This window comes from Yersinia vastinensis (assembly GCF_044905075.1).
Lineage (GTDB): Bacteria > Pseudomonadota > Gammaproteobacteria > Enterobacterales > Enterobacteriaceae > Yersinia > Yersinia vastinensis.
Map to the genome: position 1 here is coordinate 3,723,921 of NZ_CP173260.1, position 20,627 is coordinate 3,744,547.

Genomic DNA, 20,627 nt, shown 5'->3' on the forward strand with positions numbered 1-20,627 from the left:
TTCCGATGAGCTTACTGTAGTAAGTGATTTGGGTTATTGAGCACAGCCAACGCACATGCAACTTGAAGTATGGCGAGTATATTTAATTCGTCGCATTCTGATGATGTGACAAGTGAGGTTTATTATGGCTATCAGTTCGTCTGTCTATAAAGCCGGATTACTGGTTTCTGCATTAGGCGTTATTATTTCTCTTGCAGGGATGGTGATGCAATCCACGGGTTTATGGCATCCCGGATTAGTAATTTTTATTACTGGTTTTGCGATTGGCGCCGGGCACTGGCCGGGGTTACGCAGTTATCAATTCACCTTGTGGATCATTGCCGGTTTTGTCGCGGCAATGATTTACTCCAAAGATCTGATTATCTGGGGCGGTTTCAACATCACCCATAAATGGATCGTCTTTTTAGTGATTCAGGCCACCATGTTTAGTATGGGAACCAAACTCACCATCAAAGACTTTGCTGATGTGGCAAAAATGCCATGGGCCGTGTTCGTCGGCACCTTTTGTCACTTCTTAATCATGCCACTGCTCGGCTATGCACTGACGCAAATCTTCAGTTTCCCGCCGGAAGTCGCAGTTGGCATTATTTTGATAGGTTCATGTTCCAGCGGCCTGTCATCGACGGTGATGGTCTATATCGCCAATGCCAATCTGGCGCTGGCAATCTCAGTGACTGCCGTCTCAACACTGGTCGCCACCGTCATGACGCCATTGTGGGTCAATATTCTGGCCGGTTCGTTAATTGAAGTGAAATTGCTGTCGATGGTCATGGATGTCATCAAAATTGTGATGATCCCAATAGGCGCAGCCATTCTACACGATTACCTGAAAACCTATGCAGGTCAACAAGGTAGGCGCGTCGTGCAAACCATTGCCGCGGGCTGTGCGGTATGGCTGCTGTTTATGATCTTTGGTGGCTGGGATCGCTTGTTCGAAACCGCATCAGCCGATACACAGATGCTGGCAGTTGTCGCTAATTTCTTCGCCGGCGGCATCATCTGGAGTCTGTTCTACAACTGGCTAACCACCAAATCCGACAAGGTTCTGCTGGCGATGCCAAAAATTTCCATGATGGGCATTATCTTCTTTACCACTACAGCCGCCGCTGCTGGGCGCGATAATCTGATGCAAGTCGGCATTTTACTCTGTGTCGCGATGCTAATTCATAACTGTGGTGGATTCCTGATCGGTTACTGCATGAGCCGCTGGGTATTCCGTCTGGATATCGAATCATCACGCACTATCGCTTTTGAGGTTGGTTTACAAAATGGTGGCATGGCGTCAGGGCTAGCTGCGGCAATGGGCAAACTGGCGACGGTCGGGCTGGCATCGGCTGTTATGACGCCGCTGGGCAACGTCACCGGATCACTACTAGCCAACTACTGGCGTAGAAAAGACCTAACGGACCAGCGCACTCGAACCGGCACGACTAAACCTGACTCATCACTTTCTGAAACTCACTCTGCATAAGGAGGCCGTATGCTAACGCAACTCACCTTGGATACCGCGCAACAGGCTGTCAACCATGCACTGGCGCTGGCAAAAAATGACTATGACAACCGGCCGCTAAGTGTCGCGGTTTGTGATCAACAGGGATTTTTACTGGCATTTGCCCGGATGGATAGCGCAAAGTTACTGACTATCGAACTGACGCAACGTAAGGCCTATACCAGTAGCCGGCTTGGTGCAACCACCGAGGCTTTTTTGCAACGACTGCAAAACGAGCAGTTGGATATCGGTTATTTCGGCGATGATCGCTTTACCGCCCTGCCCGGAGGTATCCCATTGCTGAATGCCAATAAACAGTGCGTCGGGGCAGTCGCTGTGGGGGGATTATCCGCCAAAGAAGATCATGAAGCGGCCATCAAAGTCGCCCAGTTTATGCATGAATTAGCGTAACCTTTTACCCGCAGAACAATCTGTGAAGGATAACAAAATGAAAAAAATTGCTCTATTTCACACCAGCGCTGCCACGCTTGGCATGATGCAAACGCTGATTGCCGACCATATGCCACAGGCTGAAGTGATGCACATCATTGAAGATTCGATGATTAAGCAGGTCATGAAGCACGGCGGTGTGAGTCCTGAAATCAGCGCTCGCATTGCCGGTTACATTAATAATGCCGAGAAAGCGGGCTGCGAGATTTTTATGACCGCCTGTTCGTCAATTGGCGGCGCGGTGGAGCAATGCCAGTTTATGACACCACTCAAGCTTACACGCATTGATTCTGCGATGGTCGATGAAGCGATTGCGCTTGGTGGACGGATTTCGGTGCTCGCCACCGTTGCCACAACACTGGAGCCGACGCTGGAATTCGTACGTCGTAAAGCGGCGGCGGCCGGTAAAAATTTGGATATTGTCCCCATGCTGATGCCAGAGGCATTCATCGCCCTGCTGGATGGCGACAACGCTACTCATGATCGTATCGTTGCCGAAGGGTTACAAAAAGCTCTCGCCAATAGCGACGTGGTGATGTTGGCACAAGCATCAATGGCCAGAGTGCTGACCACTTTGCCAACACCGCCATCCATCCCGGTACTGACTTCACCAGAACGCGGTATCCTCTGGCTAAAACAGCTCGCCGAAGCGGTATAATCTGATCAGGTATCCATGACTAACAGCGGAGAATATTTCTCCGCTGTATACATTAAGGCAACTATTCGCTCGCTGGCAGATGTTTGGCCGTCGACGCATCGGTGGTCGTATCATTCTCCACTGCATTCAGCAGCACATCCAATAAACCAGGGAAACGGGCATCAATATCATCGCGCCGCAGCGATAACAAACTCTCTCGTCCACAAGGCCGCTGCCAGATAACACCACTTTCACGCAGCACACGCCAATGATGGGTCAGGGTAGATTTAGATAAACCGTGCACCAGCGTGCCACATGCGTGTTCTCCTCCCGCTGCCAGCCTACGCACCACAGCCAACCGCAGTGGATTACCTAAAGCCGTCAGCACATTTTCCAAACGGATCTGCTCACGCTCAGGGTGATTTGCAATCATAGTGTTCCTATTGATAAATGACCATCGACAACCCGACGGCCTGATTTGGCCACATCCACTGGCCCTTCGCGGGCGGCAATATAGCCTATACTCTCTGTCAGCCCTACTGATAATTCGAGCCTCAGGGTAAACCCTCTCTCCATTGCTCTTCGCTATTATTGCACAGTTTCAGAACAAATAATTAAATTGTACGTGTATATTCGAACAATAGGACTATACTGATCGCGATTACCTGACTATCAACAGCAAGGCAAAACATAAACCAACAACTTCCCGGCAGGGTATCAAATTGCCTGCCCCGAAATTGCCATCATCTATTAAGGACTTAATATGGCACGCAAAACTCCTATCGAGCGCTATCGCAACATCGGTATCTCAGCCCACATCGACGCCGGAAAAACCACCACTACCGAGCGTATTCTGTTCTACACCGGCGTCAGTCATAAGCTGGGTGAAGTGCATGATGGCGGCGCGACAACTGACTGGATGGCACAGGAGCAGGAACGTGGCATTACCATTACATCGGCTGCCGTGACCTGTTTCTGGAAAGGTATGGACAGAACTTTACCAGAGCACCGAATCAACATTATCGATACCCCAGGACATGTGGATTTCACCATTGAGGTGGAACGTTCCATGCGGGTACTTGACGGTGCAGTCATGGTGTATGACGCTGTCGGTGGCGTACAGCCGCAATCAGAAACCGTGTGGCGCCAAGCCAATAAATACCGTGTACCCCGGCTGGCATTCGTCAATAAAATGGACCGCCCTGGTGCTGATTTCTTCCGCGTGCGGCAGATGATGATTGATCGCCTGAAAGCCAATCCGGTACCCATTGTGATTCCAATTGGCAGTGAAGATCACTTCACCGGTGTGGTGGATTTGCGGCTGATGCGCGCCATTATCTGGGATGAGGCCTCTCAGGGGATGACTTTCAGCTACGAGCCAATCCCAGAGAATCTGATTGCGACAGCCAATGAGTGGCGCGAAAAAATGGTCTCCGAGGCGGCTGAAGCTTCAGAAGCACTGATGACAGAATATTTGGAAACTGGCGACCTGACAGTGGATGAAATCACCCAAGGTTTGCGTATCCGTACTATTGCCGGTGAAATCCAGCCAATGATGTGCGGCAGTGCTTTCAAAAACAAAGGTGTACAGCGCATGTTGGATGCCGTGGTTGAACTGATGCCATCACCCGTGGATATTCCACCGGTTACGGGCACAGATGAAGACGGCAACGAAGTGAGCCGCAAGGCCGATGATAATGAAAAGTTCTCGGCGCTGGCCTTCAAATTGATGACCGACCCCTATGTTGGTCAACTCACTTTCGTGCGCGTCTATTCCGGAGTACTGAGCAAAGGTGACAGTGTTTATAACCCGATTCGCGGCAAGAAAGAGCGCATTGGTCGTATCGTCCAAATGCACGCAAATAACCGGATTGAAGTGGATGAAATTCGTGCCGGCGATATCGCCGCCTGTGTAGGGCTGAAAGATGTCACCACCGGGGAGACATTGTGTGATCCGAATGCGGTCATTACGCTGGTGCGCATGGAATTCCCTGAACCGGTGATTTCACAAGCCATTGAGCCGAAGACCAAAGCCGACCAGGAGAAAATGGGGATCGCGCTACAACGCTTGGCATCGGAGGATCCGTCGTTTCGTATTCGTACTGACGAAGAGTCCGGCCAGACGATTATCTCCGGCATGGGCGAATTGCATCTGGAGATCATTGTTGACCGTATGAAACGTGAGTTTGGTGTGGAAGCCAATATCGGTAAACCACAAGTAACGTACCGCGAAACTGTGCGCAAAACCGTGACCGATGTTGAAGGTAAATTTGTCCGCCAATCTGGTGGCAAAGGGCAATATGGTCACGTGGTCTTTACCCTTGAACCACAGGAGCCGGGCAGCGGCGTAGCTTTTGTCGATGCCACTAAAGGCGGCGTAGTACCCCGTGAATTTATCGGAGCGGTAGAAAAAGGTGTGCTCGAGGCCAGCAATACCGGGGTTCTGGCGGGTTATCCCGTAGTGGATGTAAAAGTCACGTTGACGTTCGGTTCCTACCACGAAGTGGATTCATCCGAACTGGCGTTTAAAATGGCTGCCATCTTTGGTTTCAAAGAAGCCGCCAAACGCGCATCTCCGGTGATTTTGGAGCCGGTAATGAGTGTGGAAGTGGAAACGCCTGAAGAGTATGCCGGGAACGTAATGGGTGATCTTTCTTCTCGCCGAGGTATGGTGCAGGGCATGGAGGAGATGGTTGGCGGTGGGAAGATTATTCGAGCAGAAGTACCGTTATCTGAAATGTTCGGCTACTCAACCGTATTGCGTTCCATGTCACAGGGCCGCGCGACCTATACAATGGAATTCAAGCACTACGCTGAAGCACCACGTAATGTGGCCGATGCTATTATCGCCGCTCGGGGCAGTAAAAGTTAAGCTGCGATAGTCAAAAAACAAAAGCTGCCGGTTATTTTTAGCCGGCAGCTTTTTTTATGCCAGCGTGATCACTTTTTTACAAAAAAGGCCGCCTATATTTGTGATGCGAACATCATTTCATGATAAATATTTGTCGCCCCTGTCTAATTTTTATTCTATTTGTTTTCCACGCCAAATACAGTTGATTATTTAATTAACTGATTTATAAGTAATTTATTCTTTTGTTTATTTTAACCTCTCTCAGTCACTGAATTCTATCCATGTGATACCCCTCACGTTCTTAATATTCAAACGTGACCTTAGTCTCAAGTTTTACTGGCCTGCTTACCTATTATTCTTACAAGCAAGTTAAATGCCCCAGGAGAAGCCAGATGGACATTATTTTTAATCATTCATTACTTTCTCTAAATAAAGAGATATCAACTCCAGAGGAAAGTATTCGATATGCCGGGCAATTGATGGCCAATCAAGGTATTTGCTCAGAAGCATATATAGATGAAATGTGTCATGTCTTTCAGGTCTTCGGTTCAGCCATTGTTCTTGATTACGGCATTGCTATGCCGCATGCGCGACCAGAAAAGGGCGCATTGAAAACAGGGTTTTCGCTGGTCACTGTCGTGAATCCACTTAACTTTGGACATGAGGAGTTTGATCCCATAAAGGTTGTTATTGCTATCTCCGGAGCTGATGCAGACAGCCATATAAAAATGATCCAACTTATCGCTACATTAATTGAATCTGGAATCGTCGATTTTCTGGAGAATGAAAATGATCATCACACCGTGATGGATTTTATTCAGAGAGAAATGGAGGAGTCATTATGTTAGTTATCAGAACAGTATGCGGTAATGGCATTGGCAGTTCATTAATGGCTGCCAGTAATGTAAAAAAAATCTGTGATGAGTTAGGTGTTAAAGCTGATATTGCCTCTGTTGATCTCGCTAATGCCGTCGGCGAAAAAGCAGACCTGTATATTACGATTAAAGAGTTAGCAACCCAGTTCCCTGCGCACTGCAATGTGGCTGTTATTCGTAGTTATGTGCATAAAGCAAAAATAGCGGAAGATATTACAGACGAAATAAAAAGAATAGCCGGAATATAATACACAATTATAAACTGAGGTAAACATTATGCAGGCTTTACTCTCTTTCTTGTCAGAAATATTTAGTCAGCCAGCATTTCTGATGGGGATAATAGCGTTTGTCGGTTTAGTGGCATTGCGCTCACCAGGAAATAAATTATTAACCGGGACACTAAAACCTATTTTAGGTTACCTGATGTTAAGCGCAGGTGCAGGTGTCATTGTCGCCAACCTTAATCCTCTTGGGGGAATTATTGAAGCGGGTTTTAATATCCGTGGCGTTATCCCTAATAATGAAGCTATTGTTTCTGTTGCACAAAAAGCCTTAGGTGTGGAAACAATGAGTATTTTGCTATTAGGCTTTATTTTTAATCTTATTATTGCCCGCTTTACTAAGTATAAATATATCTTTTTAACAGGCCACCACTCCTTCTTTTTGGCATGCCTTTTCTCCGCCGTACTGCAAGCCGCAGAGTTTCGTGGGTGGGAGTTAATACTGATTGGCGGCTTCTTGCTCGGCTCTTGGTCAGCGATTTCACCTGCAATTGGTCAACGTTATACCAAGCAAGTTACCGAAGATGGCGGTATTGCGATGGGGCACTTTGGATCACTGGGTTATTACATATCAGCTTGGATCGCCAGCAAAACCGGTAATCCTGCGAATTCTTTCGCTGATACTGAAATCTCAGAGAAATGGGGGTTCCTACGTGATACCACGGTGACAACCGGTATTGTGATGTTCGTTATTTACTTTATCTGTAGTGCGGTTGCAGGAAGTGAATATCTTCGAACAATCACTGATCAAAATATGCTTATCTTCTCTATTTTGACCGGTTTGCAATTTGCGGTTGGCGTGGCGATTGTATACAACGGCGTACGTTTAATTCTGGGCGATCTGGTTCCCGCATTCCAAGGGATCAGCCAGAAATTAATACCTAACTCAATACCTGCCGTTGACTGTGCCGTGTTCTTTACCTTTAGTCCCACCGCCGTCGTAGTTGGCTTTATCTGTTCATTTATCGGTGGCTTAGTAGGAATGTTATTCCTCGGCGCATTTGGTATGGCGCTGATTATTCCGGGCATGGTGCCTCACTTCTTCTGCGGCGGTACGTCAGGTGTCTTTGCCGATAAATTAGGGGGCAAACGAGGTTGTATGATTGCTTCATTTATTGGTGGCATCTTCTTGGCTTTCCTGCCGGCAATGTTGTTACCGACGCTGGGAAGTCTAGGATTTGAAAACAGTACATTTGCCGATTTCGACTTCGCCGTATGGGGAATTATTATCGGAAATGCCTTTACTGAATTTGGTCAAATTGCCATTTATCTGATTTGCCTGCTACTCGCTATCGCTTTAATGCTGCCATTTTGTTTCCGCTCAGTCAAAGTTGTGGGTGATACCCTTAGCTATGAAGAACTTATGGCCCGTAAAAAAACGGAATAGTTATTTTATCGTTGAGCGGGAGAACCTTTCCCGCTCCTGACAATACCATCAGGAGTCGTTATGGCTATATTGTCTGTAGGGTTTTCATGTTTTGATCAATTCTTTTTTATTAACCATTGGCCAGAGGAGAATACCAAGAACTTTAGCCATGACTTTATCGAAAGCGGAGGTGGCCCTTGTGCCAATGCAGCATGGCTACTAGGGCTTTGGGGCGAGAACATTCATTATATTGGCCACTTGAATCAAGACATCTATGGACAGCGTATTGTTGATGAATTCTCTCAAGTGGGTGTGAATACTGACAATATTGTATTCTCCGATGAAATGATCACACCGCTGGCTTCTATTTTAGTTAATCGATTGAATGGTTCCCGGACGATTATTACACGAAAACTGCAAGTTCCACCCTCATTAACCTTTGACCAAAAATTAAAACTTGATGATTTTGCCGAACGACTTATTGCTAAAAATGAAGAGGTGACCATCTTAATTGATGGACATGAACCTGAAATTAGTGAGTATTTAATTAAAAAATTGCCACGCGCTCGTGTTGTGATGGACGGCGGATCATTAAGAAAAAGTAACCTTCATTTAGCACAATTTACCGACCATCTTGTTGCCAGTGAACATTTTGCCCGAGACTATTTGGGAATTACTGAGTTCAAAAGTGAATCACAACTAAAAACGGCACTACAAGAATTAAATAAAATATGCCGAGGCGAAGCATATATTACTTTAGGTGAAAAAGGGTGTGCATTCCTAAAAAATGGATTATTACAAATCGTTCCGGCCTTTGTATGTAATACGGTAGATACGACGGGCGCCGGCGATATATTCCATGGTGCATTTACCTATGGAATTCATTATTCCTGGCATATTGATAATATTATTTTATTTGCCAGCCTTGCAGCAGCTATTGCTATTGAGAAAAAAGGCGTCAGAGAGTCGATGCCAGATCTTTCTGTCGTTCATAAATCATTGACGAGTTACGAAAGAAATTTGCAACAGTATTTTGAAGATTGACTTATTTCATGAATTAATTCCTAAGAGGTGACTATGTTAGTATCAATGAAGGACATGCTTAACCATGCCCTACGGGATGGCTATGCCGTAGGACAGTTCAATATTAATAACCTTGAATGGGTGGGTGCAGTATTAAGTACAGGTAAACAATTACGTTCGCCAGTGATATTAGGTGTCTCCGGTGGGACAATTAAACATATGCTCGGTCTTAAATGTATTCATGATATTGTCGTCAATGCGATGGAATATTTGGATATAGACACCCCCGTTGCATTACATTTAGATCATGGGACATCTCAGGAAGTTTGCGAGGCGGCAATAAAGGCCGGTTTCAGCTCAGTCATGTTCGATGGTTCACATCTACCATTCAATGAGAATCTGGATATCACTCGCCGCGTCGTTGAATTTGCACATCAGCGAGGTGTTTCAGTCGAAGCAGAGTTAGGCACCATTGCGGGGAGTGAAGACGGTATCGTCAATTCAGCCGTTATTTACGCTGACCCCCAAGAGTGCGCCATTCTGGTGAAAGAGACAAATGTCGATTGTTTAGCGGCGGCTCTTGGTTCTACTCACGGATTATATAAAGGGAAAGCCAAATTAGGTTTTGCTGAAATGGAACATATTGCTGCATTGGTGAAAGTTCCATTAGTACTTCACGGGGGTACCGGAATTGCCGCTGAAGATATGCGCCGGGCTATTTCTTGCGGGACAGCAAAAATCAACGTCAATACTGAAAATATGTATGCCTGGTGCGAAGCCGTTAAAGCGATGTTTTTGGCTGACGATGGTCACGATGTTAATGATCCTCGGAAAGTCATCCGAGAGGGGCTAATTCCAGTGAAAGAGATGATTGCCCAACGCATTCATTTATTTGGTTCAGATCAACGATATTAATGAATTGTTGCCTGTAATTCTGCCGTGGGTAATCTGGTGCGGGTATCTATGCGATATCCTATTATTCAATATGCCCTGCTCTACAATGAAATTCTGGGCAGGGCATAATAGATAATGCCGCACGAAAAATGCACGTCATTTAGAAAGTGACCGGCGTATTCACCCACAGCACTTTTGCTGCTGACTCACCGATATTACGGTAACCGTGTGGAACATGGCTGGGAAAATAAAATGAATCGCCCACGCCAAGGGTATATGTCTCCTCGCCTAAATACAGCGCAATTTCCCCCTCAAGCACATAGCCCATTTCCTCGCCATGATGTTCTATTTGCCCATCACTGGCGACACCCGGCTCAATAATATGAATATTGCCCTGTAATAATCCGCCCTTATGGTGATGGGTCAGATTTTCTAGCGCAATCCCCCCCTTTTTACTTCGGTGAACAAAGCGCTTACGCACCCGCTGCTCCGGTTTTAACACCGGTGAATCAGCCACCCAACTTTCTGCCATCAAATCAGAGATATTCGTTTCCAGTGCGCTCGCTAGCCGATGCAACATCGCCAAAGAGGGGGACGCCACTTCATTTTCCAACTTGGACAATAAACTCTCTGAGCATCCCACTTTCAGTGCCAATTGTTTTAGCGTGATGTCCTGCGCCAAGCGAGCATGACGTAAACGCATCCCTAAATCAGATAAAGCAAAACTGCCGTTATCGCCATTTTTTTTCATAAATTGATATCTGCTGCTCAAAGAGGCTCAAACGCCCGGCGTATCCGTGCCGGGCAACATGATTGACACACTGACATTATTGATTATTCCGTGACACTAAAATGCACATCCTGTGGGTTACAACCATTGATTGGAACAATGTCTTGCGGACAAGCCGACATGACGACAATAGAGTCCAACTCGGCGCGAATCTCAACATAATCGCCAGCTTTGCTCACTGTCGGTAACCAGGAAATGGTGTAATCCGGGTTAACGGGTGTGTTCATCCACAGGTTCAAGGGTTGTGGCACTTCTCTAGCCCTCAGCCCGATAGCATTCAGTGCCAGACGCATATTATCGGCACAACTATCATGGTATTCAGTGATCCCCATATTGCTATAACGATAAAGATCACAAGCTGCAATCAGAGTATCGTGCACACCCGGCGAGGTATCGGTCAGCAATGTTCCGATGGTACGACGCTGATTAGTGACTAATGGATCTCCCGGCTGAGGAATGATTTTATCAATAAATGCGCGGGTATGTTCCATTGATGAAAATTCACTCAGATCCGCGCTATTGAATAACCAGGTATCACACACCTGACTGCCGGGGGTGTTGATGATCCGGATAATTTGCCCTTTGCTCAAACGCACAGCCCGACCGCAACGGGCGGGTACTGTGTAGATTTCACCCAGCACCGGCGTGCCGTCAGCAGAAATAGGTGAGGATAAGGTAGCATTGGTGCCCAACGCGCTACCGTTGTCTTTTTCACAGCAAGCAGGATAAGTGTGGGTGCTCATGGTAACTCCTATGGGTTGATTTGCCAGTTCTGTCAGGCAACAGGCTAATGCCTGCGCGCCAAGGTGCAGATACTGAGGATCTGTATATTCAGCCGGGTTATGGCTGATGCCGTTATGGCTGGGGACAAAAAACATACTGGTGGGGCAATGACAGGCAAGATGCATCGCATCATGAAATGCACCAGAAGTCAGGGTGGCAGCCTCTATCTGTAGTGCCTGAACGCAAGCATATTGTTGTGCCAGTAGCTCGCGATTAAATGCCACTGGCGCGTGACTGAAGATGCACTCGACCAACACGTCAGATGCAGAAAGTTGCTGCATCCAGTCATCAAACTGAGCCAATATTTGCGGATCGGCATGGCGAAAATCGAGGGTAAAAGTGGCTCGTCCCGCAATGGTATTTATGGCGTTGGGTGTAATCTCCCAGCGGCCAAACGTCAGGCGCAGTTGGTCCTCGGGTAACGTAGTGGCAAGTTGTTCCAATTGATGCGCAATGTGGCGCGCCAGCGACATCGCATCTTTACGATCTGCCATCGGGGTGGTTCCCGCATGGGCCGATTGCCCTAGACAAGTCACTTGATACCAGCGCACACCTTGGATACCCTGCACCACCGCTAGCGGTTGGTTGGCCTGTTCTAATACTGGACCTTGTTCAATATGTAGCTCAACGAACGCCGCCATTGGCACAGTGCCACGACGCGGTAACTGTGGAAAACGTTGATGGCAGTCCGCTAATGCCTGCGCTAATGTCACCCCTTGAGCATCCTGATGATCCCGATAACCGGCTAAGCGCTGTGGCTGAACAAAAGCGCTGGAACCCATCGCACCCGGAGAAAAACGGCTCCCTTCTTCGTTCATCCATACCACCACTTCGATGGGGCGTAATGTGCTGATACCCGCTTCAACCAAGGCACTCAAACACTCCATGCCGGCAATCACGCCATAACAACCGTCAAGGTTGCCACCACACGGCTGAGTATCAATATGGCTACCCGTCACCACTGGCGGTAAATCTTCGCGCCCCGCCCGACGAATAAACAGATTGGCGCAATCATCAGTCATCACTTCACAGCCTAAGGTATAGGCCCAATCAATTAGCCACGCTCTGGCATCTAACTCCTCGGTGGATAAAGCCTGCCGATTAACGCCGCCATTCTCCAATGCACCAAAGCGAGCGAGTTGCGCTAATTTATCCATCAATCGTTGTTGGCTGATATAGCCGGCTAACTGCATCCCCATAGAATCAAGCATGTCCAGCCTCCGGTTCATCCAGTTGTAACGGGCGTTTAAACCACGGGGCCAAAAACGACTGCAATCGGTCAGTCTGTGGTTGGCGAAATAAGGTCGCGGGAGCGCCGGTTTCAATAATTGAACCTTCCGCCATAAACACCACGCGGGTTGAGATTTTGGCAGCGAATGACATTTCGTGCGTCACCATCACCATGGTCATCCCGTCATTTGCCAGCACTTTAATGACGTCCAGCACCTCTTCTACTCGTTCAGGATCAAGAGCCGATGTCGGTTCATCGAGTAACAGCAACTCGGGTTCCAGTGCCAACGCTCTGGCAATCCCCACTCGCTGCTGTTGCCCACCAGAAAGCCGTGCTGGACGGGCGTCTGCTTTATCCAACATCCCCACTTGCGCCAGCGCCGCTGCCGCTTTTTTACGTGCAGCTTCGCGAGGGAGTTTCTTACCCAGAATCAATGGCGCGCAGACATTCTCCAGCACCGTCATGTGCGGCCACAGATTAAATTGCTGGAAGACCATGGCCAGCGGGCGGCGTACGTCGGCAATTAATGCCGCACTGTCGCGATGCTTCAACTCACGCCCAGAGCTGCTATAACCGAGCAACTGCCCCTTAATCAGAACTTCCCCTTCGTCATAGGCTTCAAGAAAATTCATGCAGCGTAATGCCGTTGTTTTCCCTGAACCGGAGGGGCCGATTAAGGTGACAATTTCACCGGCATTCACCGTCAGATTTATCCCGCGAAGTACCCAGTTGGCAGCAAAGGATTTGCCCAAATTACGTAATTCAATAATGGGTTCAGCACTCATAATATTATCCCTCTAGTGCCTGACGGCTGAGTATGCGCACACCGACACTAATCCCTTGTGCCAGCAGCCAATAACTGAGGATTAGCAAGGTGTAAGGCACAATGTAGGTGTAGGTATTGGCGACAATTTGCCCGGTAGTCATGGTCAGCTCAGGGACCGTAATAATCGATGCCACCGCACTCTCTTTGATCGTTAAAATAAATTGGTTCCCCAACAGTGGCAGACTAAAGCGCAAAGCCTGCGGTGTTTGGATGTACCAAAAACTCTTCCATGCTGAAATATCATGTACTTGTGCCGCTTCCAATTGCCCGTGCCCGATGCTTTTCCATGCCGTACGGAAGATTTCACCGAAATAAGCAGAGCTATAAATCGCCAGTGATAACACCGTGGCTTCAATAGCACTGAGCGTGATACCAATGGCAGGTAAACCAAAATAGAACACCGCCAGTTGCGCTAAATAAGGCGTGCCACGAATCAGCCACACATAAGTGCGCCACGGCCAGAACAACCAACGGTTATTGCGACATACCGCTTGTAAAATGAACCCGGCGAAAGCGCCGATGACTGCAGCACTCATGCTGATAACCAGCGTGACGCCCAAGGCGCGGGCAAAATCAGGTAGATAAAGCAGGAAATCGCTCATCGACTCTCCTTATGCCAACGCCGCTCAACATAGCTACCTAGCAGAGCCAGCAGGCTGGTCAGAACGAGGTAAGACAAAGCAATCGCCACATACACTTCTAGCGGGCGGTAGGTTGCCGATGCCAATTGCTGCCCTACCCGCATCAAATCAGTAATGGCAATCACTGACACCACCGCCGAGGCTTTAATGACATCGATTAATTCTGAAATCAGTGATGGCATCGTGATACGCAACACTTGGGGAATTTGGATATGCCACAATGTCTGGCGCGGACTCAGCCCACACATGGCGGCGGCCTCCAACTGCCCTGGCGCAATAGCATTAAAACCACTGCGTAAAATTTGCGATTGATAGGCGGCGGTATTGAGTGTCAGCGCCATGACCGCCGCCAGATAACCGGGCAGTGACAGCCCCAATTCTCCCGGTAGGTAAAAACACAGTAAAATCTGTGCCAGAACTGGGGTGCCACGGAACAAACTGATATAGACACGGGCGAATCCTCTGCTCAATCGCGAGCGGCCACTTTCCATCAGGTAAATCACTACACCGATAAAAAAACCGGCAACAATGGCCACGACACACAGTGAAGCCGTCGTCAGCGCGCCGTCTAACAACATCGGCAGCCAAGCCGTCAGCAATTGGACAAATTCCCCCATCATCAATCCTCTTTACAAACTTGGCGCTGGCATTTGGTCTGCCGGAACATCCATCACGAAGCCGAACCATTTCTGCTGCAATGCTTTCATGGTGCCGTCGCGGTTCGCTTCACTGATGCCATCACTGAACAATTTGACCAAGGTGGCGCTGTCATCGCCCTTACGCCCAACCCAACCAAAATAGGTGGTTGGCCCTAACATGGGTTTGAGTGTGGTAAAGACACCCGGACGGGCTTTAATTAATGGGCCAAGATTCGCCAGTGATTGGGCAACACCATCTAGCCGTTTGTTGGCTAAATCGGCATAGGCTTCATCAAAAGAGACATACTGTTTGATTTCTTTGATACCCGGCTTGCCACTGGCTTTCAGTTTTTCATTGAACTCTTGCAACACTTGGAGCTGGCCAGAACCGGCTTGTGATCCCACCACCTTGCCACTCAGGTCATCTAACGTGCTGATAGAACTGTCGTTATCACGTTTGAGTAGTGCAACTGTGGATTCGGCAATCGGTACAGTAAATGCGAAATGGTCCATGCGCTGTTTATTCACCGTCACGGCGGTGACGACAAAATCGAATTTCTTGGCATCAAGGCCGGGCAATATGCCCTGGAAAGGTAAATCAAGTTGTTTGACCTCTACACCCGGCAGGTTTTTCTGCAAAATATGGTTCATTAAATCAACGTCATAACCCACAATTTTGCCATTTTCGACCGATTCAAATGGTGCATAACGCGCTTCCGTCGCGATGGTTATCGCCTTATTGGTTTTAATATTGTCCAGCAAGTCTGCGCTATGCGCGGTCGCAGAGAATACGCTGGCAGCACACAGCATTGCCCAGCACAAAGGTATCGCTTGTTTACGTCGTGTCATGATTGCCGCCCCATTTAAAGTCATGTGAAATGTATTCAAGTAACTTGAATGTAATGACATAAGCATGAACTATGCCAGCGGGCATAAAGTGAAAAAATAAATGGCAAAAATTGGCGCAACAAATTGTAATTAAAGAGATATTTTTTTAAATTATCGATGAGCAACAAAAACGTGAAAACAGCAGAAAGGCAGGAGAGTGCGCCGTCAGCGCAGACTTATCGCACAGAAAAAGTGCAAATTTGCGCTTTTTCTGTGCAGAGTGAGATAGACAAAAATGTGAGCACTACGCGATAACTTTCTCTCTGGCTTATCGATGTACTCTAAATAGGAATTATCCTTTCAAATTCAATAATCTTATCCAGATCGACATTCTGCACAAACAGCATTGAGCCACCCTTCTTGCCGTTGCTGCCCCCGCCAGTTATGCCGATCAACTTCATTCATATGCCGGTGCCGGGCTGCGCCTTCCTGTAGAAGATATCATTACGTAATTTGAAGCTAATACGGGGCATAAAGTAACCGTGGAGTATGGGGATCCGGCCAAATACTCACCCGTTACCAATAGCTGATAAGCGCTGGGTATTTTCTCAAGGACAATTAGTTTTACTTAAGGAGAATGAAGATGATCTATCTTTCCGATGCTGATTTAGATCGATTGCTCTTGGAAGATATCCAGTATGGCGATCTCACTACCCGTTCACTGCTTATTGGTCAGCAAATGGGGCGTATGACCCTAACCCGCAAACATTCAGTCCCGCACAAATCAGTGCATTATTACCGCAGGCAAAAGCCTATGCGCCTTTTTGCCATTTAGCTGCAACCGGTGGGGTGACGAAAACCAATATTGCGGAGTATGCCGCGACAGGAATTGATTTGGTGATTACATCTGCCCCTTATTACAGCCAGCCGGCGGATATTAAAGTGCAACTGTCTCCTAATCACTGACGGTGAATAGCGATGAAAAACGGGGCTAAATATTTGCCCCGCTTTTCATACTGTTATCTGGTCATGACGTTAAATTCTCGCCGTCGCGAGGTATTTTTCCATCTCTTCAACTGGCACCATGCCACCGCCGGTTGCCCATACCAGATGAGTTGCATTTTGCATTTTCTCAGCACTCAATTGATGATTTTGCAAATAATCAGCATTGCTGCTCACCCGTGCAGGGCCGGGCATCCCCGCCAGAGCGGAAGGTTCCAAACGGATACCTTCATGCCGGTTAAGAAGGCCCAGCAGATCATACATTTCGGCATCACTTAAGGTGTAGAAACCGTCCAGTAAACGCTCCATGGCTCGGCCAACAAACCCGGAAGCTCGGCCTACCGCCAAGCCATCTGCGGCAGTAATGTTATCGATACCGATATCCTGCACAGAAATACCATCATGTAGACCGGTATAAACACCCAGTAACATGCAAGGTGAATGTGTTGGCTCGGCAAAAATACAATGAACATGGTCGCCAAACGCGAGCTTTAAGCCGAAGGCCACACCACCGGGGCCACCACCTACACCACAAGGGAGATAGACAAACAGCGGGTGATCTTCATCCACCAGAATCCCTTGTTCGGCAAATTGCTGTTTCAGTCGGCCACCGGCTACCGCGTAACCCAGGAACAAGGTTGGCGAGTTTTCATCGTCAATAAAGAAGCAATTTGGATCAGACTCTGCCTGTTTGCGCCCTTGTGCTACCGCCACGCCATAGTCCTGCTCGTATTCAACAACATTGACACCGTGCTCACGCAATTTGCGTTTTTTCCATTCACGGGCATCTGCTGACATATGCACACTGACACTGAACCCTAGCTTGGCGCTCATAATACCAATCGACATTCCCAAATTACCGGTAGACCCCACCGCGATGCGATACTGACTGAAGAATTGGCGGAAATCATCAGAGAAGAGTTTGCTGTAATCATCAGTGACGGCCAGTAGACCCGCTTGTAATGCCAGTTTTTCCGCATGAGTTAAAACTTCATAAATACCACCACGCGCTTTAATCGAACCGGAAATCGGTAAGTGACTGTCTTTCTTTAAGAGTAAGCGGCCCGTCATTTCAACCCCATAACGCTGCTGCAGAACTTGCTGCATCGCAGGGATAGCCACAATGTCGGACTCAATAATGCCCTGCGTTTTTTGTGTCTCAGGGAAGGCCTGACACAAATAAGGGGCAAAACGCCGCAGCCGAGCTTCAGCATCAGTGACATCCTGTTGCGCTAGCCCAACATAAGGTAGCCCTTTTTCCAGGGTAGTCGCCTGCGGGTTAAACCACGTCACCTCCTCCAAATTGATAAGCTTTTTGACCAAAGGGAAGTCGGTAATTAATTTATCAATTTCAGTGCTTTTCATAAAAAGTCTCTTTTCGATCATATGATGTAAGAAAGTAGGAAAGTCGTGCCCAATGCAATCACCGACGCGATAAAGGTCGCGGTTGTATAATATTTAAATGTTTCACTCAGCGTTGCGCCGCAATATTGTTTTACCAACCAGAATAGCGAGTCAGTGACGATGGTGAAACCAATGGCACCAGAGCCAATCGCCAGCGTGATAATTTCTGGGCTGACATTGGGATACATCGGCAATATAGGGGACACAATGGCCGTTGCCCCCATCATGGCTACGGTGGCGGAGCCAACCGCAGCATGCAGAATCAAGGCCACCAACCACGCTAATAAAATCGGATGCATGTCCAGATTCGATAAAATCACCGCCAACGCATCGGCTAACCCGCTGGCTTTTAATATTCCGTTAAATGCGCCACCAGCCCCGATAATTAACAGGATATTGGCAATAGAAGAAAAGCTCTCTTCTGTTTTCGCCAGTAGCGTACTCATTCCCATATTTTGCCGGATACCCAGCGTGTAATAGGCAACAAATGCGGCAATAAACATGGCGGTAATAGGGTTACCGATAAACTCTAATAGTAAATAGAGGGTGGTGCCCTTCTCCATATTCAGTTCTGCGGTGGTTTTTGCCAGCATCAGAATAATCGGCAGTAGCACAGTAAATAAGGTTGCTCCCAATGAGGGTAATTCATCCTCATTACGTACTTTGATTTCAGAGAATGCTTCCGGTACGGTTTTAAATGGCAGGCGTTTACCCACAATACGCAGGAACAATGGCCCACCAATTAATGATGCCGCTAACCCGACGAGTAATCCGTAAACAATCACTTTGCCAATATCAGCACCCAATGCATTGGTGACATACATAGCCGCCGGATGCGGTGGAACCACGCAATGGACCGCCATCAACGCAGTACACAGTGGGATAGCTAATTTCAGCAAAGAAGTATTGGTTTTTTTGGCAATAGAAAATGCCAACGGAATCAATAAGACAACACCAACTTCAACAAAAAGAGTGATACCGCAAATTAACCCGACCAACACCATAGTGACATCCGGTGATAGCCAGCGACAGCGCTGTAAGGTAATACCGATGCGCTCTGCAGCACCGGATATTTCCATCATTTTACCTAAGATTGTCCCCAACCCAATGACGGCGGCCAAGAAGCCTAATGTTCCGCCAATCCCACCTTCAATGGAATTCACCATTTCCAGCGGATTCATGCCCATTAATAATCCGACATAGAAACTGGCTAATAACAGTGCCAGAAAGGGATGTATTTTCAGTTTTACAATGGTGAAAATAATAATAATGATGCTCGTTAATAACGTCCCCACTACCCATATTTGTGAGTCCATAGCCAACCTCTTCTAATAATAAGTTCTGCCCTCATTGAATAAGAATTGGTCGGTACTGACAAATGATAAAAAACCCCTTTCAGATGAGCTGGATTGAATCAAAAGTGCAATATTGGTCAAAGTTTTACTGTTAACTCCGATTTGCATCACATTAGATAACCCTAAATGTCGTATCCGCCCATCATTGCGGTATACTATTTCAACAAAAAAGATTGCCTGAGAAGCCATATGTACCCAGAAAAAAGCTATATCACCCGCAATAAATTGCTAAATGGCTACCAGCTATCGAAACTCTATACTTTTGAAGTTGCCGCACGGCACAGCTCATTTGCGCTAGCGGCTGAGGAGTTATCTATCAGCCCTAGTGCGGTCAGTCACCGGATTAACAGTTTGGAAGAAGAATTAGGCTTTAAACTGTTCCAGCGTTTTCACCGTAAAGTAGAACTCACCACTGAGGGAGAACGAGTATTTTGGGTACTGAAATCGTCATTGGAGTATCTAAATCAGGAAATCTTGGAAATAAAAAATCAGGAGCTGTCTGGCACACTCACCCTCTATTCTCGCCCTTCCATTGCCCAGTGCTGGTTAGTCCCCAAATTGGCCGATTTTGCCCAGCATTACCCCGCCATCAGCTTGAATATTTTGACCGGCAATGAGAATGTCAATTTCCAAGGCGGCGGTATTGATTTAGCGATTTATTTTGATGATAAAACGCCAGAGAAACTCTCTTATCAGCATTTGATGGATGAATCGATGGTTCCGGTCTGTAGCCCAGAATATGCAGAAAAACATCAGCTTAATGGCAACCTCGTCAATCTGCGGCAATGCACCTTGCTGCATGACCGGCAAGCCTGGAGCTATGATTCGGATATTAGTGAATGGAATACTTGGGGCCAACAAGTGGGCTTTGATATTGATCCGACACAACGCAGCATGGGTTTTGACCGCTCAGATTTGGCGATTATCGCAGCTATGAATCATGTCGGTGTTGCCATGGGCCGAAAGAAACTGGTCACCAAACGGCTGGAAAACCAAGAGCTTATTATGCCGTTCCCGGATCTGGAAGTGAGGTGTGAACAGCGCTATTACATCTCAACGCTATCTGACCGACAGTGGCCGAAGATTAATGCCTTTATCCAGTGGCTAAAAAAGAGGGCGGATGAGTCCTAACCAACAGGCGCTTATCTCGTATAAGCGCCTAGAATTGCTGACAAACCCCGTGATTAGGCATAGCCCCCGCGATGCGGCTATGCCCGAATATCTCAGGCGACAAGACCTCGTTGTAAACGACCGCCTGAGAGG

21 protein-coding genes and 1 pseudogene are annotated in these 20,627 nt (G+C 47.5%); 12 read left to right on the forward strand and 10 right to left on the reverse strand.

All coding sequences use genetic code 11. The features are described 5' to 3' along the window. The first annotated feature begins 124 nt into the window (after positions 1 to 124). Genes ACIOG0_RS17345 through ACIOG0_RS17355 form a run of 3 tightly spaced genes read left to right on the forward strand, consistent with a single transcriptional unit; the run spans position 125 to position 2,597 of the window. Positions 125 to 1,471 (forward strand): bile acid:sodium symporter family protein, encoded by a 1,347-nt coding sequence (locus tag ACIOG0_RS17345; RefSeq protein WP_050295856.1) that lies wholly within the window; start codon positions 125 to 127, stop codon positions 1,469 to 1,471. Between the two features lie 9 nt (positions 1,472 to 1,480). Beyond that, a complete protein-coding gene (locus tag ACIOG0_RS17350; RefSeq protein ID WP_050295857.1) occupies positions 1,481 to 1,900 on the forward strand; it encodes a heme-binding protein in 420 nt (139 codons plus the stop codon). A 37-nt stretch (positions 1,901 to 1,937) separates the two neighbouring features. After that, positions 1,938 to 2,597, forward strand: coding sequence for an aspartate/glutamate racemase family protein (locus ACIOG0_RS17355; protein WP_050100260.1), 660 nt, complete (start codon positions 1,938 to 1,940; stop codon positions 2,595 to 2,597). A gap of 61 nt (positions 2,598 to 2,658) precedes the next feature. On the opposite strand, the gene ACIOG0_RS17360 is transcribed toward ACIOG0_RS17355, so the two are convergent. Next, positions 2,659 to 3,009 (reverse strand): helix-turn-helix transcriptional regulator, encoded by a 351-nt coding sequence (locus ACIOG0_RS17360; RefSeq protein WP_050140534.1) that lies wholly within the window; start codon positions 3,007 to 3,009, stop codon positions 2,659 to 2,661. 330 nt (positions 3,010 to 3,339) lie between these two features. Between ACIOG0_RS17360 and fusA the strand changes: the two genes are divergently transcribed. From fusA to fba, 6 genes are all read left to right on the forward strand, one after another. Then, positions 3,340 to 5,448, forward strand: coding sequence for an elongation factor G (fusA, locus tag ACIOG0_RS17365; protein ID WP_050100264.1), 2,109 nt, complete (start codon positions 3,340 to 3,342; stop codon positions 5,446 to 5,448). Between the two features lie 371 nt (positions 5,449 to 5,819). After that, positions 5,820 to 6,275: a PTS sugar transporter subunit IIA gene (locus ACIOG0_RS17370; RefSeq protein ID WP_050140532.1), complete on the forward strand. Its 456-nt coding sequence runs from the start codon at positions 5,820 to 5,822 to the stop codon at positions 6,273 to 6,275. After that, positions 6,269 to 6,550 carry a PTS sugar transporter subunit IIB gene (locus ACIOG0_RS17375; protein WP_050100268.1) on the forward strand — a complete coding sequence of 94 codons (282 nt, stop codon included), beginning with the start codon at positions 6,269 to 6,271 and terminating at the stop codon, positions 6,548 to 6,550. Before ACIOG0_RS17370 ends, ACIOG0_RS17375 begins: the two co-directional genes overlap by 7 nt. A gap of 28 nt (positions 6,551 to 6,578) precedes the next feature. After that, the gene (locus ACIOG0_RS17380) at positions 6,579 to 7,970 is read left to right on the forward strand and encodes a PTS ascorbate transporter subunit IIC (RefSeq protein ID WP_050100270.1); all 1,392 of its coding nucleotides are present in this window, start codon (positions 6,579 to 6,581) and stop codon (positions 7,968 to 7,970) included. 60 nt (positions 7,971 to 8,030) lie between these two features. Continuing rightward, on the forward strand, positions 8,031 to 8,993 hold the full coding sequence (locus tag ACIOG0_RS17385; RefSeq protein ID WP_050100271.1) for a carbohydrate kinase family protein: 963 nt from the start codon (positions 8,031 to 8,033) through the stop codon (positions 8,991 to 8,993). Positions 8,994 to 9,026: 33 nt separating this feature from the next. Beyond that, on the forward strand, positions 9,027 to 9,887 hold the full coding sequence (fba, locus tag ACIOG0_RS17390) for a class II fructose-1,6-bisphosphate aldolase (RefSeq protein ID WP_050100273.1): 861 nt from the start codon (positions 9,027 to 9,029) through the stop codon (positions 9,885 to 9,887). A gap of 139 nt (positions 9,888 to 10,026) precedes the next feature. On the opposite strand, the gene ACIOG0_RS17395 is transcribed toward fba, so the two are convergent. The 7 genes and pseudogenes from ACIOG0_RS17395 to ACIOG0_RS17425 all read right to left on the reverse strand — a co-directional run bounded on the left by ACIOG0_RS17395 (position 10,027) and on the right by ACIOG0_RS17425 (position 15,624). Beyond that, entirely contained in the window at positions 10,027 to 10,617 is a 591-nt protein-coding gene (locus tag ACIOG0_RS17395; RefSeq protein ID WP_050100275.1) for a cupin domain-containing protein, read from the reverse strand. Positions 10,618 to 10,700: 83 nt separating this feature from the next. Then, a complete protein-coding gene (locus ACIOG0_RS17400) occupies positions 10,701 to 11,399 on the reverse strand; it encodes an urea carboxylase-associated family protein (protein ID WP_050100277.1) in 699 nt (232 codons plus the stop codon). Positions 11,400 to 11,489: 90 nt separating this feature from the next. Beyond that, positions 11,490 to 12,668: pseudogene (locus ACIOG0_RS17405) on the reverse strand (M20 family metallo-hydrolase); the annotation flags it as partial. Then, the gene (locus tag ACIOG0_RS17410; RefSeq protein WP_128451257.1) at positions 12,643 to 13,458 is read right to left on the reverse strand and encodes an amino acid ABC transporter ATP-binding protein; all 816 of its coding nucleotides are present in this window, start codon (positions 13,456 to 13,458) and stop codon (positions 12,643 to 12,645) included. The gene ACIOG0_RS17410 and the pseudogene ACIOG0_RS17405, both read right to left, overlap by 26 nt. 1 nt (position 13,459) lies before the next feature. Next, positions 13,460 to 14,098, reverse strand: coding sequence for an amino acid ABC transporter permease (locus ACIOG0_RS17415; RefSeq protein WP_050100280.1), 639 nt, complete (start codon positions 14,096 to 14,098; stop codon positions 13,460 to 13,462). Next, positions 14,095 to 14,757, reverse strand: a complete 663-nt coding sequence (locus tag ACIOG0_RS17420; protein WP_050100282.1) for an amino acid ABC transporter permease — start codon at positions 14,755 to 14,757, stop codon at positions 14,095 to 14,097. The genes ACIOG0_RS17415 and ACIOG0_RS17420 overlap by 4 nt, the downstream gene beginning before the upstream one ends. A 9-nt stretch (positions 14,758 to 14,766) precedes the next feature. Further along, positions 14,767 to 15,624 carry a transporter substrate-binding domain-containing protein gene (locus ACIOG0_RS17425; RefSeq protein WP_128451258.1) on the reverse strand — a complete coding sequence of 286 codons (858 nt, stop codon included), beginning with the start codon at positions 15,622 to 15,624 and terminating at the stop codon, positions 14,767 to 14,769. 622 nt (positions 15,625 to 16,246) lie between these two features. On the opposite strand from ACIOG0_RS17425, the gene ACIOG0_RS17430 reads away from it, so the two are divergent. Both ACIOG0_RS17430 and ACIOG0_RS17435 read left to right on the forward strand, forming a co-directional pair. Continuing rightward, the gene (locus tag ACIOG0_RS17430) at positions 16,247 to 16,438 is read left to right on the forward strand and encodes a hypothetical protein (RefSeq protein ID WP_050100287.1); all 192 of its coding nucleotides are present in this window, start codon (positions 16,247 to 16,249) and stop codon (positions 16,436 to 16,438) included. After that, complete coding sequence (locus ACIOG0_RS17435) at positions 16,387 to 16,569, forward strand: hypothetical protein (RefSeq protein ID WP_404705057.1); 183 nt, start codon at positions 16,387 to 16,389, stop codon at positions 16,567 to 16,569. The genes ACIOG0_RS17430 and ACIOG0_RS17435 overlap by 52 nt, the downstream gene beginning before the upstream one ends. Positions 16,570 to 16,638: 69 nt before the next feature. Here the strand turns inward: ACIOG0_RS17435 and ACIOG0_RS17440 are convergent, their stop codons facing one another. Continuing rightward, positions 16,639 to 17,970 carry a D-serine ammonia-lyase gene (locus ACIOG0_RS17440; RefSeq protein WP_050100288.1) on the reverse strand — a complete coding sequence of 444 codons (1,332 nt, stop codon included), beginning with the start codon at positions 17,968 to 17,970 and terminating at the stop codon, positions 16,639 to 16,641. Positions 17,971 to 17,987: 17 nt separating this feature from the next. Then, complete coding sequence (gene dsdX, locus ACIOG0_RS17445; RefSeq protein WP_050100290.1) at positions 17,988 to 19,325, reverse strand: D-serine transporter DsdX; 1,338 nt, start codon at positions 19,323 to 19,325, stop codon at positions 17,988 to 17,990. A gap of 228 nt (positions 19,326 to 19,553) precedes the next feature. On the opposite strand from dsdX, the gene dsdC reads away from it, so the two are divergent. Continuing rightward, on the forward strand, positions 19,554 to 20,495 hold the full coding sequence (dsdC, locus tag ACIOG0_RS17450) for a DNA-binding transcriptional regulator DsdC (RefSeq protein ID WP_050295860.1): 942 nt from the start codon (positions 19,554 to 19,556) through the stop codon (positions 20,493 to 20,495). Positions 20,496 to 20,627 lie beyond the last annotated feature (132 nt).